The sequence below is a fragment of the Pseudoduganella dura genome (assembly GCF_009727155.1).
GTDB lineage: Bacteria > Pseudomonadota > Gammaproteobacteria > Burkholderiales > Burkholderiaceae_D > Rugamonas > Rugamonas dura.
Window position 1 is genome coordinate 2,904,828 of sequence record NZ_WNWM01000002.1, and the last position, 14,027, is coordinate 2,918,854.

The window sequence follows — 14,027 nt, forward strand, 5'->3', positions numbered from 1 at the left end:
CATGAGCCCCATCGCCGCCGCGCCGCCTGCGCAGCCATTCTTCCTGGATGGCGGCGCGGCGGCGCGTTTCTGTTTGTACCATGCTCCCGCTGGCCATTCGCCTGCCGGCGCATGGCTCTACATCCACCCGTTCGCGGAGGAGATGAACAAATCGCGCCGCATGGCCGCGCTGCAGGCGCGCGCGCTGGCGCGGCAGGGCCATGCCGTGCTGCAGCTGGACCTGTACGGCTGCGGCGACAGCGCCGGCGATTTCGCCGACGCGCGCTGGGATATCTGGCAGGATGACATCCGCCGCGCCCTGGCCTGGCTCGAACAGGAGAGCGGTTGCGCGGCCGGCCTGTGGGGCCTGCGCCTCGGTGCCCTGCTCGCGCTCGATGTGGCGCAAACGCGCCCGCTGCCCGGCCTGCTGCTGTGGCAGCCGGTAACCGGCGGCGGCCAGTTCCTCACGCAGTTCCTGCGCCTGAAGGTGGCCAGCCGGATGCTGAGCGATGGCAAGGATGGCAACAGCGGCAGCGGCGGCACGGCGGCATTGAGGCAATCGCTCGCCGCCGGCGAGCCGCTGGAAATCGCCGGCTACACGCTCGCTCCCGCCCTTGCGCTGGCAATCGATGCGCGCGCGGCGGAACAATTCACGCCGCCGGCCTGCCCGGTGCACTGGTTCGAGATCGCCGCGGAAAGCGGCCGCCCGTTGTCGCCGGCCGCCGCGCGCGTGGCGGCGGCGCTGGGCGCGGGCGGCGCCACCGTGGCGACCCACGTCGTCGCCGGTCCGCAGTTCTGGGCCACCCAGGAAATCGCCGAGTGTCCGGCACTGCTCGACGCCACCGTGCAGGCAATCAGCGAGCCTTGCCATGCAGCCTGACGAACAGGCGCTGGCGTTCCCTTGCGCGGATGAATGGCTGACGGCGATCCTGAGTCCCGCCGCGCCAGCCTCGCCTGCCGCGCAGCGCGGCGTGCTGATCGTCGTCGGCGGCCCGCAATACCGCGCCGGCAGCCACCGGCAATTCGCGCTGCTGGCCCGGGCGCTCGCCGCGCGGGGCATCCCGGCCATGCGCTTCGATTACCGCGGCATGGGCGACAGCAGCGGCCCGGCGCGCAATTTCGAGGATGTCGACACCGACCTGCGCGCCGCCGTCGACCGCTTCATGGCCGCCGTGCCGGGCCTGCGGGAAGTGGTGATCTGGGGCCTGTGCGATGCGGCCAGCGCGGCGCTGTTCTATGCGCGGCACGACCGCCGCGTGTCCGGCCTCGTGCTGCTCAACCCGTGGGCACGCACGGCCGATGGCCTGGCGCGCGCCACGCTGAAGCACTATTACGTGCAGCGGCTGCTGCAGCCGGCACTGTGGAAAAAGATCGCCACCGGCCAGTTCGAATTCGGCAAGGCGCTGCGCTCGTTTGCGGGATTGCTGCGCACCTCGCGGGCAGGCGCCGCCGAGGTGCCGGCCTCCACCGTGCCAGCGGCAGCGGCGGCACCTGTCGCTACGCCGGCAATGCCCGCCAGCCCGGATCTGCATGCCCGCATGCAGGCCGGCTGGCAAGGGTTCGACGGACCGATTTTATTGATCATCAGCGGCGCCGACCTGACGGCGCAGGAGTTTCTCGACATGGTGAAGGCCTCGCGCCAGTGGCGCAAGCTGCTGGCCGCGCCGCGCGTGCAGCGCCGTACGCTGCCGGCGGCGGATCATACGTTCTCGCGCCGCGAATGGCGCGACCAGGTGGCAGCGTGGACCGCGGACTGGGTTGGCGAAACCGGGCCACGGGAAAACGGCCCGCGGGAAACCGGAGCGCATGCATGAACCGCGTGCTGATGATTGCCTATCACTATCCGCCGATGCGCGGCAGCAGCGGTATCCAGCGCACGCTGAAGTTTTCGCAGTACCTGCCGCAGCACGGCTGGCAGCCGCTGGTGCTGTCCGCCAGCCCGCGGGCGTACGCCAACAGCGGCAACGACCAGCTGGCCGAGATCCCGAAGGAAGCGATCGTGCACCGCGCGTTCGCGCTCGATACGTCGCGCCATCTTTCCGTGCGTGGCCGCTACGTGGGCTGGATGGCCCTGCCGGACCGCTGGGTGACCTGGTGCCTGGGCGCGATCCCCGCCGGGCTGCGGATGGTTCGCAAGTACAAGCCGCAGGTGATCTGGACCACGTATCCGATCGCCAGCGCGAAGCTGATCGGCCTCGCGCTGCACAAGCTGACGGGATTGCCGTGGATTGCCGACCTGCGCGATCCCATGACGGACGTCGACTATCCCGCCGACCCGGTAACGCGCCGCTTCTACCGCTGGATCGAGGAAAAGACGGTTCGCAACTGCGCGCTGGCCGTGTGCACCACGCCTGGCGCGATCGTCACCTATACAAAACGTTTCCCGGACATTCCCGCCAGCCGCTTCGCGCTGATCGAAAACGGCTATGACGAAGAAAACTTCGCCAATGCCGCGGCGCTGCAGAAACCGGTGGCTCCCGTCGCCGGCCGGCCGTTTACGCTGATCCACAGCGGCATCATCTACCCGTCCGAGCGCGATCCGGTACCGTTCTTCGAAGCGCTGGCCGAGCTGAAGGCCATTGGCGCCGTGACGGCGAAGCGCCTGCGCATCGTGCTGCGCGCCACCGCCCACGACAGCTACCTGATTCCGCTGATCGAAAAATTCGGCATCGGCGACATCGTCAGCCTGGCGCCGCACATCGCCTACCGCGATGCGCTGGCCGAAATGCTCGGGGCGGACGGCCTTCTCGTACTGCAGGCCACCAACTGCAATCACCAGATTCCCGCCAAGCTGTACGAATATCTGCGTGCGCGCCGCCCGGTGCTGGCGCTGACGGATGCGATCGGCGACACCGCCGCCGCGCTGCGCCACGCCGGCATCGACACGATCGGCCCGCTGGACGACAAGGCCGGCATCGGCACCGCGCTGCTGCGCTTTCTCGACCTGGCCGAAGCGGGCCGCGCGCCGCTGGCGTCCGACGAGGCCGTGGCCGCCAATTCCCGGCGCGCCCGCACCGCCGAACTGGCGCGCCTGCTGGACCAGGTGACGGTGGCCATGTCCAGCGCCCAGGTAAAAGGAACGAGCGAAGCATGCTGACTATCAAATGCAACCGGAAATTGCTGCCGGCGGTACTGCTGCTGGCGGCCGCCGCCGCCGGCGCGAAGCCGTATTGCGGCGAGCTGACCAACGGCTTCGGCCCGTTCGACTACCGCGAGCCGCCGCCCGATTCGCTGTACCTGGTGGAATCGGCGCACTACACCGAGGAAGTGGCTGCCGGCGTCAGGGGCAATACCGGCACGGTCGGCGGCGACCTCGATTACACGCTGCGCGCCTTTCCCAACCATGTCAAGGCGCTGACGTCGATGGCGACGGCGGCCGCGCGTGCCAAGGTCAACCAGCTGCCCGGCGCCAAGTACCCGGTCGAATGCTATTTCGAACGCGCCGTGCGCTTCAAGCCGGACGACGGGATGGCCTGGGGTGCCTACGGCAAGTACCTGTACGGCGCGGGGCAGGAAGCGCGCGCGATGCCGCTCCTGAAGAAGGCCCACGGCATGGCGCCGGACAACCCGTCCATCAACTACAACCTCGGTATCGCGTATTTCCGCGCCAAGCAGTATGAGCTGGCCGTGCAGCATGCCAGGAAGGCGTACCAGCACGACTTCCCGTTCGACGGCCTGCGCAACATGCTGGTCGGTGCCCGCAAATGGGACGGCAAGGTGGAGCCGTTGCCGGCCAATGATGGCGAGGCTGGCGGCAAGGATGATGCATCCGCCGCGAAGAGCGCTCCGGAGACCACGGCGCGGTAGGTGCTGCAAGATCGTCGTGCGATGAGCGTTGCGCTGTCACCGTTGCGCGATCATCATTGCGCGGTCATCGTTGCGCGGTCATCGTTGCGCGGTCATCGTTACGCGGTCATCGTTACATATATCGTCGGCGGGCATCATCCCTGCCCGGCCGCGGCGCGGCGCGCCGGCACGGCAGGCCGCGCACCGCGCATCCGCACACACCAGGGTATGATCCAGCCGACACATGCCAGAACCACCTGCGTGATGTCGCCATACCGTCCCGGCAGCGACTGCTGCAGCCACTCCAGCACGAACAATCCCAGCGCCACCAGCACGGTACCCAGGACCGCACCGGCATCCTGCCTGTGAAATGGCAGCGCCTGCCGCAGCAGGCATGCCATTGCCATCGGCGGCCACAGGAACTCGAGGATGTTTTCGAGGCCGGAAATGTCGTTCATCTGGCCCTCGAACGGGATCCAGTTGAAGGTGCCCTGGTAGACCGCCGCGTCGCCCGCCATCCGCTCGTAAATCACGAGCCCGGCCGCCAGCAGCGCCACGCCGGTTGCCGCCAGCGCGCGCGGCGGCAACCGGCGTGCCAGCGCCAGCGCCGGAACCGCCAGCAGCGCCGCCGCGACCAGTTCCAGCGACAGCACGCGCCCCACCACCAGCAGCTTGCCGCCGCAGACGAACGCCAAAAGCAGCACGTAGGGCCGCAGCAGTGGCCGGCCCGCGTTCAACAGCGTGCACAGCAGGATGCCGAGCGCCACCTGGTAGCACCACAGCGTGGCCAGCTTGCCCCGGCTGAACGGGTAAGGCTCCGTCAGCGAACGGTACAGGTAACCCAGCTTGCTGCGCAGCTGGGCGATATCGAGCGACGGCACCAGCGGGGTGGTTTGCGAAAGCATCCACAGGCCGATGACGATCAGGCCGGTGCTGGCCAGCGCGCCGGGGCGGAACCAGGCGTCGCGCAGGCGCAGCAGCGTGGCCCCGGGCAACGTGCGGCGGCTCACCAGCGCCCCCAGCAATGCGCCGATGACGCTGCCGCCGAAATTCATCGCCACATCGACTACCGACGGCACCCGCGAAGGCAGGTATTGCTGGGCGGTTTCGATGCCCAGGCTGAGCGCCGTTCCGCCTAGCGCAGCCAGCAGCAGCGCCGCCATGAAGGGCAGGCGCCTGCCGCACCAGGCCACGACCAGCAGGCCGAACGGCATGTAGACCAGCACGTTCTGCACGATATCGCCCTTGTCCAGATAGGTGGGCAGCGTGTGCAGGAACGTGAACGGCGGTGCCGGCGGCTCGCCCCAGGCGAACGGATACCAGCTGCCGTACACCAGCAGGACCGCATACAGCAGCAGCAGAAAACCCATCGGTGTCCGCCGGATCAGGCCGGGGCCGCCGCGGGCCGGATCGCGTGGCGGTCCATCAGGTCGTACAGCGTGGGGCGGCTGACGCCGAGCAGCTCGGACGCCTTGACGATATTGCCATCCACCCGCGCCAGCGCCTTGACGATCGCCTTGTACTCGGCTTCGTCGCGCACCTGGCGCAGGTTCAGCGGCTCATCCTCGACGGGCCCCAGGCCCAGGCCCAGGTCGTCGGCCGTGATGGCCGGGCCATCGGCCATGATAACGGCCCGCTTGATGCAGTTTTCCATCTCGCGCACATTGCCCGGCCACTCATGGCGGGCGATCTGCGCCAGCGCATCCTGGGCGAAATGCAGCGTCGGCCGCCCTTCCTGGGCGCAGAACCGGTTCTTGAAATGCTGCGCCAGCAACACCGCGTCGCCATTACGGTCGCGCAGCGGAGGAATCGTCAGCACGATCTCGGACAGGCGGTAATACAGGTCTTCGCGGAACTTGCCGGTGGTGGCCAGCGCCTTCAGGTTCTGGTGCGTGGCGCAGATGATCCGCACGTCGACCGGGATTTCCTCGTGGCCGCCGACACGTTCGATGACACGCTCCTGCAGGAAGCGCAGCAGCTTGGCCTGCAGCGCCATCGGCAGGTCGCCCACTTCGTCGAGGAAGAAGGTGCCGCCATTGGCCAGCTCCACCTTGCCCTTGGTCTGCTTGGCGGCACCGGTGAAGGCGCCCTTCTCGTAGCCGAACAGCTCCGATTCGAGCAGCGTTTCGGGGATTGCCGCGCAGTTGATCGCCATGAAGCGCTCCTTGGCGCGCGGCGACAGCTGGTGCAATGCGCGTGCCAGTACTTCCTTGCCGGTGCCGCTTTCGCCCAGCACCATCACGGTGGCGGAACTGGGCGCCACCTTCTCGATATTGCGGCAGACCTTCTGCATGCCGGGATCGCGGCTGATCACGCCGGACAGCGGCGAGTCGGCCTGGCCCTGCTGCAGCCGGCGATGCTCCTGCTGCAACCCGTGCAGCACGAAAGCGCGCTGGATCACGAGATTGAGCAGGTCCGGATCGCACGGCTTCTGGTGGAAATCGTAGGCACCCATCGCGATCGCCTTCACGGCGTGCCCGCGGTCCTGGTTGCCGGTAAGGACGATCACCTTCGTTTCCGGCGCCAGCGCCAGCATCTGGGCCAGGGTGGCCAGGCCTTCGGTGGCGCCATCCGGATCGGGCGGCAGGCCCAGGTCCATCGTCACCACCGCCGGTTCGTGCCGGCGCAGCTGGGCCAGCGCCGCATCGCGGTCGCCCGCCACCACCACGTCGTAGGCGTCCAGGCTCCAGCGCAACTGCTTCTGCAGGCCGGGATCGTCCTCAATGATCAACAGCTTCGGTTTGGTTTGCGTCACAACAGTCCTCTTGCCGGGTTCCCGGCGTTATCTCTGCTTATTCCAGCCTGCTTGTTCCAGCTTGCCTGCGCCGGCGATCGGTTCAGGCGGCGGCGCCGATGGCGTCCGCGCGGTACAGCGGCAGGGTCACGGTGAACGTGGTGCCTTGCTGCGGCGCGCTGCGCACCTCGAGCCGGCCACCGAGCTCGTGAATGTATTCGCGGCTCTCGAAGGCGCCGATGCCCATGCCGGCCGACTTCGTCGAATCGAATGGCTTGAACAGGCGCTCGCGCATGAACTCGTCGCTCATGCCTTGCCCGGTATCGCCGATTTCGATCGTCACCGTGTCCGGCGTGCCGTCGACGCGCACCCACACCCGGCCGTCGCGCGGCGTCGCCTCGATCGCATTCTGGATCAGGTGGCCCAGCACGCGCTCCAGGCGCTCGGCATCGGCCAGCACGCGCAAGCCAGGCTGGTTCACCTGCAGCACCGGTTTCGGTTCGAACGCCGCTTTCAGCGCCACGGCGCCGGTCAGCAACTGGTCCACCGCTAGCGGCCGCGCATGCTCGGGCGTGGCGGTACGGCTCAGCTTTTGCAGCATCAGTTTCATCTTTTGCACGGAATAGCTTACCGTATCCTGCATGTCGCGCTGGAATTCCGGATTGTCGCGATGTTTTTCCGCGTTGGCCGTCAGCAGCGACAGCTGCGCCACCAGGTTTTTCAGGTCGTGCACGACGAAGGTCGACAGCCGGTTGAACGAATCGAACTGGCGCGCCAGCATCAGCGCGTTGTCGGCCTCCTGCTGTGCCACGTAGCTGGCCGCCTGCGTGCCGGCCACCTTCAGCAGGTCCAGAACTTCCCAGTTCAGCGCCACGGCGCTGCGCGGCCGCTGCAGCACGGTGAAGCCGAGCAGCCGGCCGTGCAGCATCAACGGCACCACCAGCCACGCGCGCGGGAAACCGCGCAGCCATGCCGGCAGCAGCACCGGCTCGCCGGTGACAGGGTCTCCCAGGTCCACCACCCACTGCTTTTCCTCGATGAAGCGGCAGAACGGCGAGTCGGCCGGTTCGACATCCGTGACCGGCGCCGTGTGCCAGTATGCGACAGGCTCGCAACGTTCGCCACGCCGGATCCACAGCGTGCCGCCGGGGCTTTCCACGAGCGCGGCCAATGCCTGGATGGTGCGTTCGCCCAGGCCCGGGCCCGGATGCGACAGCGTGCGCGTAAAACTGAGCCACTCCTCGCGGTAGTCATAGTTATAGCGGTAGAAATGCTTGCTGATGAAGACCTTCAGCCAGGCGCGGAAGCTGCCCGAAAACAGGACCCCCACCAGCAGCATCGAAGCACCGAACAGGAACACCAGCTGCATCAGCGAGCCCCAGCTGCCGCCCACGAAGCGCAGGTAATAGGCCGCCGAACTCATCGCCAGGAGGTAGAAGGCGGAACCGATCAGCGCCGCCGAGTGGAACAGCATCCGGCGCGACACCGCGAAGTGGCCGGTCCATGACGCACTGCGCAGCAACGACAGCGCCAGCAGCGGCACCGTGAGCGCGTTGACGATGCCGCGCGCGGCCCACAGGTCGCGGTTCAGCTCACGGAACAGCAGCATGTCGCTGTACATGTAGAAGTCATAGACGAAGATGCCGCCCAGGCCCAGGCAGGCGAACTTGATCGCCCAACGCCCCTGCGTGCCGGTATTGCGGTACAACTGCTCGACCAGCAGCATGCCCAGCACCGCGGCGCCGACCCGGCCGATCACCGTCACCTGGAACCGCAGGCCGGCCGGCAGGGCCGCCTCGGCCAACGTCACGGCAAGCAGCAGCAGATACAGGCCCACGGCGAATACCAGCATGCTGCTGCGGCGCCGCGCGCCGCCCGCCGGCCGCAACTGGCCCAGCATCGCCAGCAGCACAGCGGTCCAGGCCGCATCGCGCAACAGTTCGGCCAGCTCTGCCGCCATGGCCGGCACGGCGTCGTATGCCAGGCCGATCATCGTCGCGCTCCATGGCACCATCGCGGCGCATGCAACGGCGAACAGCCGCGTATGCGGCCGGCCGCGCCAGCGGGTCAGCAACGGCAGGCACAGGAACACAAACGCCAGCGCAGCGCTGGCGTAACTGAAGGAAGCGGTACTGACCGGCATCATGACCCCGCGCGGCCGTGCTGCCCGGGGCCGCTCAGCGGCCTCCCCGGAACATCACCACCTTGATGGTATCGATCAGCACCAGCACATCGAGCAGCAGGCTGTTGTTCTTCACGTAGTACAGGTCGTACTGCAGTTTTTGCACCGCATCCTCGACCGAATCGCCGTAGCCGTAGCGCACCTGCGCCCAGCCGGTGATGCCCGGCTTGATACTGTGCCGCATGTTGTAGTACGGCACGCGCTCGGTCAATTGCTCGACAAAGTACGGCCGCTCCGGCCGCGGGCCGACAAAGCTCATTTCGCCCTTCAGCACGTTCAGGATCTGCGGCAGCTCGTCGATCCGCAGCTTGCGGATGATGTTGCCCACGCGGGTGATGCGGGGATCGTTCTTGGCCGCCCACTGCGGCTTGCCGCTCTGCTCGGCGTTGGTGAACATGCTGCGGAATTTCATTACGCGGAACACATTACCGTCCTTGCCCACCCGCTCCTGCGAATAAAAGATCGGTGCGCGGTCTTCGATGTAGATCGCCAGCGCCGTCAGCAGCATCAGCGGCAGCGTTACCAGCAGCAGCAACAGGCTGGCGGCGACATCGAAGCTGCGTTTCATGAACGTGCGCACCCAGCTCTGGTCGAAACCGCCACCGAACACCAGCCAGCTCGGTTGCACGGAATCGACCCGGATCTGGCATGTCTCGCGTTCGAAGAATGTGGTCGAATCGGTCACATTGATGCCATACAGCTTGCAGTCGAGCAGCTCCTTGATGGGAAACGTGCCGCCGCGCCGGTTCTGCACCGACACCACGATTTCGCTGACCCGATGCTGCTGCGCCAGCTGCACAAGCGACTTCCCCGACTCGAGCACCAGCAGCCGTTCGCGTGCCACGCTCACGTCCTCGCCCGGCACCGATACGTAGCCGGCGATATGGTACCTGTGGTAGCTGCCGCCGCGCGTGGCCAGTTCGCCGCATTCCTTGGCCAGCTGGCCGCAACCGATGAAGAGGATGCGCGACTCGAGTATCGACAGTTCGGAACTTTTCAGGAACACCATTCGTGCCAGCACGATGCCGGTGCCGGAAATGCAGAACACGAGGATCAGGATGCCGCGGCCGAAGTAAAGGTCCGGCGCCATGTAGAAAATCAGCGTGAGAATACAGAAACCCATCGCGAACGAGGGCATGAGTTGCAGGAAGAATGGATTGCGCAAGCCTTCGCTGACCTTGACCTGGTACATGCCCAGCGCGCTCATCGAGAATACGATCGCGGCCGCGAACACGCACGCGGACATGAAGAAGTGGTCGAGCTTCGGCAGCACGAATTCGTCGCCGTCGAAGATCCGCAAACCGGCTCCTGCATAGAACGAGCCGATCAGGATCAGGACTTCCAGGAACAGCAGGCTGAACACTACCTTGGATATGTAGTGGTTGGAGATTTTCAACATTTTTACCCCCCAGGGCGTACACCTAGTTTTTATTCCCTTGCCGTCGGATGCGGCTCGTGGAACCACTTTTCAGCTGGCGATCGCCAGGTGTTGCACGTACCACTCCATTGCTTCCCTGAGTCCGGCGGCGATGTCATGCGTCGGCGCATAGCCCAGTAATTCACGCGCGCGGGTAATGTCGGCCTGCGAATGGCGCACGTCGCCGGCCCTGAAGTTCTTGTATTGCGGTTGTGCACCCTGCAGGTGCGGGAAACGCTCCTGCAACAGGTCGCGCATCATGTGATACAGCCCGTTGAGACTTGTGCGTTCGTTCAGCGCCACGTTGTAGACGGTGTTTGCCGCACCCGGCGCCGTGGCCAGCGCGGCAAGCAGGTTGGCCTGCACCACGTTGTCGATGAAGCAGAAATCGCGGCTGGTCTCGCCATCGCCGTTGATGAATACCGGGCGATCGCCGATCATCGCCGCCACCCATTGCGGGATCACGGCGGCATAGGCACCCTGCGGATCCTGCCGCGGGCCAAAGACGTTGAAGTAGCGCAGCCCGATCGTTTCGACGCCGTAGCAACGCGCGAACACTTCGGCATACAGCTCGTTGACGTATTTGGTGACGGCATACGGCGACAGCGGCTTGCCGATCGTATCCTCCACCTTCGGCAGCCCGGGATGGTCGCCGTAGGTGGAACTGGAAGCGGCATACACGAAGCGCTTGACCCTGGCATCGCGTGCCGCCACCAGCATGTTGACGAAGCCGGTCACGTTCACATCGTGCGTGCGCTGCGGGTCCTCGATCGAGCGGGTGACGGAACCCAGCGCCGCTTCGTGCAGCACGAAGTCGGTGCCTTCGCAGGCATGCACGCACGTATCGGCGTTGCGGATATCGCCTTCGATGAACTGGAAGGCCGCCCAGGCCTGCGCGCCGACGGCTTCGCGCACCTGGTCGAGGTTGTGCTGGTGCCCGGTGGCGAAATTGTCCAGCCCCGTCACGCGCTGGCCGAGTTTCAGCAGTGCTTCGACCAGGTTGGAGCCGATAAAACCGGCAGCACCCGTCACGAGCCAGCGATATTGCCGCCCGCGCAGGTGTTTCGTCACGTCGTCGAACTTGCTCACAGCGCGCATGCCTCCAGGTTATTCGGCGCTTACAGGCGCCAGACGGCGTAGCCGGCTTCGCGCAGGCCGGACAGCGGGAACTGCGCCTTGACGTCGATGAAACAGCCGCCATCGTTCAGTTTCGACGCCAGGTCTGTCAGCGACAACGCCAGCAATTCCTTGTGCGACACCGCGGCAACGACGGCATCCGCGCGCGGCAGCGACTCCCAGCTCTCCAGCTTGATGCCGTATTCGTGCATCGCCTCGCCGGCATCGGCAACCGGGTCGTAGACATGCACGTCCAGGCCGTAGGATTGCAGTTCGGCCACCACGTCGGCCACTTTCGAGTTGCGCAGGTCCGGGCAGTTTTCCTTGAAGGTCAGCCCCAGCACGTTGACCTTCGCACCCTTCACGTGGCAACCGGTGGCGATCATTTCCTTGACCGTTTTCTCGGCCACGAACTTGGCCATGCCGTCGTTGATGCGGCGCCCGGCCAGGATCACCTGCGGGTGGTAGCCGACCATCTCGGCCTTGTGTGTCAGGTAGTAAGGGTCCACGCCGATGCAGTGGCCACCCACCAGGCCCGGGCGGAACGGCAGGAAGTTCCACTTGGTGCCGGCGGCCTGCAGCACTTCGAGCGTGTCGATGCCGATCTTGTCGAAGATGATCGCCAGCTCGTTCATCAGGGCGATGTTCAGGTCGCGCTGCGTGTTCTCGATGACTTTCGCCGCTTCGGCCACTTTCACGCTCGAGGCGCGATACACGCCGGCGGTGATGATCGATTCGTAAAGCCTGGCAACCGCTTCCAGCGTGGGCGCGTCGTCGCCGGACACGACCTTCAGGATGGTGGTCAGCGTGTGCTGCTTGTCGCCCGGATTGATCCGCTCCGGCGAGAAGCCGATGTGGAAATCCTCTTTCCACTTGAGGCCGGATTGCTTTTCCAGGATCGGAATGCACACTTCCTCGGTGGCGCCGGGATACACGGTGGATTCGTAAACAACGATGGCGCCGCGCTTGAGATGCTTGCCGACACTGGTCGATGCGCCGATCAGCGGACCGAAATCGGGATTGTGCGCGATGTCTACCGGGGTCGGCACGGCGACGACGATGTAATCGGCCTGCGCCAGCGCAGCCGGGTCGGTGGTAACCGACAGGAACTTCGCCGCCTTCAGGTCTTCCGTCGACACTTCGCCGGTAGGGTCGATGAAGCGCTTGTAATTCTCGACTTTCGTTTCCGACAGGTCAAAACCGATCGTCGTTCGCTTCTTGCCGAACTCCACTGCCAGGGGCAGCCCCACATAGCCCAGTCCCACTACTGCAACGACTTGATCGTTTTCCATATCGGGTTCCGTTCGAGAATTACGATTTGTGATTATGCCAACTATATATCAAAAATTTAATTAGTACAATATTGATAACAAGAACGTAAAGTTGGCAACGTGCACACTCAGCAATTGGTAACGTATTTTCTACCAAAAATTGCAGAAATGATACGACTAAATTTTACAGTGGCAACGTCATCACGACACAGCGCTAGCGCAAGGTTCGCTGCAATGAAGAGCGTGAAGGCGAACAAGGCAATGCCCGAAAGCATAACCTTATTGACAATAAAGAATGTAAGAAATTGTCGAACTGGCAGGAAAATAGTCAAACCGTTGCGCTCGCGCATCGACTTGCTGTAACGCTACGCTCTTCGAGCACTGTTCAGCCAAGCAGATCTGTGCATGAAGTTACTTCTCTTCAGCCTGGACGGAGACAGACGGCGGGAAGCGTGCCCGCGCAATATCGCCGGGCGAGGACACCCGACCACGGCATTCATTCACGATATGAAGCTGAAAATGCAGTAATTCCCGACGGCAGCAGACGCCGACAATGACCATCAAGGATCGGAAATGGAAAGCAGGGACCCTGAAAGGATCGGCAAGGCGGGGGTGGTGCGGCTGGCTGGGATCGAACCAGCGACCCTTGGCTTCGGAGGCCAATACTCTATCCACTGAGCTACAGCCGCACGGAGAACCGAAGGATACCGGCTTTCCCGCCGCACGTCTATCCGAAAGCACAAGTATTTTGCTTCGCGGGATTGCGGCATCCTCGGCAGACAGGCGATACCAGGCCATTTCCGGCACGGCCGAGTTGTTTCCCGCTTCATATTTTTGGGACTATAATCAGCCGGTTTCTCGGCGAGAAGTCTGCCCTGCCCAAGTACCCCGATGTTTACAACATTAACGCTGGCCAACCAGCACTTGTACTAAGGAAATCATGAGCGACGCACACCACGAGCACCAATCCGTCATCCGGACTCCGAAGCAACTCGCAGCAGCCGTCATCGCCTTCTTTCTCGTCACCATCATCGGCATCATCCTGCTGGTGCAGTTCGTCACCCAGCAACAACTCACCGGCGCCGGCTCGAACGCCATGTCGCCGGAAGCCGTCGCCGCACGGCTGAAACCCGTTGCCGACGAAGGCTTCACCTTCAAGGATGCCAGCGCGCCGAAGGTGCTGCAGACCGCCGAGGCGGTGTACACCTCCACTTGCCAGGCCTGCCACGGTGCCGGCATCGCCGGCGCGCCGAAAACCGGCGACAGCGGCGCGTGGGCGGCCCGTATCGCCCAGGGTTACGACACGGTCCTCAAGCATGCGGTCGAAGGCTTGCGCGCCATGCCGGCCAAGGGCGGCAATCCGGACCTGGACGACGTGGAAGTGGCCCGCGCCGTCGTGTTCATGGCAAACCAGTCCGGCGCCAAGTTCAAGGAACCGGAAGCGCCCGCCGCCAATGCTGCCGCACCCGCCGCGGAAGCACCTGCCACCGCTCCCGCCGCCGCCGAAGCGGCCCAGCCGCCGAAAGGCTGACCGGGTTCCGC

At 65.0% G+C, this 14,027-nt stretch carries 11 protein-coding genes and 1 tRNA gene; 5 read left to right on the top strand and 7 right to left on the bottom strand.

Annotated elements, in window-relative coordinates:
- Nucleotide 1: 1 nt before the first annotated feature.
- The 4 genes from GJV26_RS12700 to GJV26_RS12715 are packed head-to-tail and all read left to right on the top strand — an operon-like array spanning nt 2 to nt 3,786.
- The gene (locus tag GJV26_RS12700) at nt 2-859 is read left to right on the top strand and encodes a hydrolase 2, exosortase A system-associated (RefSeq protein WP_155709125.1); all 858 of its coding nucleotides are present in this window, start codon (nt 2-4) and stop codon (nt 857-859) included.
- The gene (locus GJV26_RS12705) at nt 849-1,793 is read left to right on the top strand and encodes a hydrolase 1, exosortase A system-associated (protein ID WP_155709126.1); all 945 of its coding nucleotides are present in this window, start codon (nt 849-851) and stop codon (nt 1,791-1,793) included. The genes GJV26_RS12700 and GJV26_RS12705 overlap by 11 nt, the downstream gene beginning before the upstream one ends.
- Nucleotides 1,790-3,076, top strand: a complete 1,287-nt coding sequence (locus GJV26_RS12710) for a glycosyltransferase (RefSeq protein ID WP_229419277.1) — start codon at nt 1,790-1,792, stop codon at nt 3,074-3,076. The genes GJV26_RS12705 and GJV26_RS12710 overlap by 4 nt, the downstream gene beginning before the upstream one ends.
- On the top strand, nt 3,070-3,786 hold the full coding sequence (locus tag GJV26_RS12715) for a tetratricopeptide repeat protein (RefSeq protein WP_155709127.1): 717 nt from the start codon (nt 3,070-3,072) through the stop codon (nt 3,784-3,786). The genes GJV26_RS12710 and GJV26_RS12715 overlap by 7 nt, the downstream gene beginning before the upstream one ends.
- Before the next feature lie 134 nt (nt 3,787-3,920).
- On the opposite strand, the gene GJV26_RS12720 is transcribed toward GJV26_RS12715, so the two are convergent.
- From GJV26_RS12720 to GJV26_RS12750, 7 genes are all read right to left on the bottom strand, one after another.
- Nucleotides 3,921-5,135 (bottom strand): VanZ family protein, encoded by a 1,215-nt coding sequence (locus tag GJV26_RS12720; protein WP_155709128.1) that lies wholly within the window; start codon nt 5,133-5,135, stop codon nt 3,921-3,923.
- Nucleotides 5,136-5,149: 14 nt separating this feature from the next.
- Nucleotides 5,150-6,520, bottom strand: coding sequence for a PEP-CTERM-box response regulator transcription factor (gene prsR / locus GJV26_RS12725; protein ID WP_189441824.1), 1,371 nt, complete (start codon nt 6,518-6,520; stop codon nt 5,150-5,152).
- Between the two features lie 82 nt (nt 6,521-6,602).
- Nucleotides 6,603-8,645: an XrtA/PEP-CTERM system histidine kinase PrsK gene (gene prsK, locus GJV26_RS12730; protein WP_308807628.1), complete on the bottom strand. Its 2,043-nt coding sequence runs from the start codon at nt 8,643-8,645 to the stop codon at nt 6,603-6,605.
- A gap of 31 nt (nt 8,646-8,676) precedes the next feature.
- A complete protein-coding gene (locus tag GJV26_RS12735; protein WP_155709129.1) occupies nt 8,677-10,080 on the bottom strand; it encodes a TIGR03013 family XrtA/PEP-CTERM system glycosyltransferase in 1,404 nt (467 codons plus the stop codon).
- 69 nt (nt 10,081-10,149) lie between these two features.
- A complete protein-coding gene (locus GJV26_RS12740; protein ID WP_155709130.1) occupies nt 10,150-11,196 on the bottom strand; it encodes an SDR family oxidoreductase in 1,047 nt (348 codons plus the stop codon).
- 20 nt (nt 11,197-11,216) lie between these two features.
- A complete protein-coding gene (locus GJV26_RS12745; RefSeq protein WP_155709131.1) occupies nt 11,217-12,506 on the bottom strand; it encodes a nucleotide sugar dehydrogenase in 1,290 nt (429 codons plus the stop codon).
- Nucleotides 12,507-13,098: 592 nt separating this feature from the next.
- Nucleotides 13,099-13,174, bottom strand: a tRNA-Arg gene (locus GJV26_RS12750).
- 251 nt (nt 13,175-13,425) lie between these two features.
- Here GJV26_RS12750 and GJV26_RS12755 point away from each other — a divergent pair.
- Complete coding sequence (locus GJV26_RS12755) at nt 13,426-14,016, top strand: c-type cytochrome (protein WP_155709132.1); 591 nt, start codon at nt 13,426-13,428, stop codon at nt 14,014-14,016.
- The last annotated feature ends 11 nt before the right edge of the window (nt 14,017-14,027 follow it).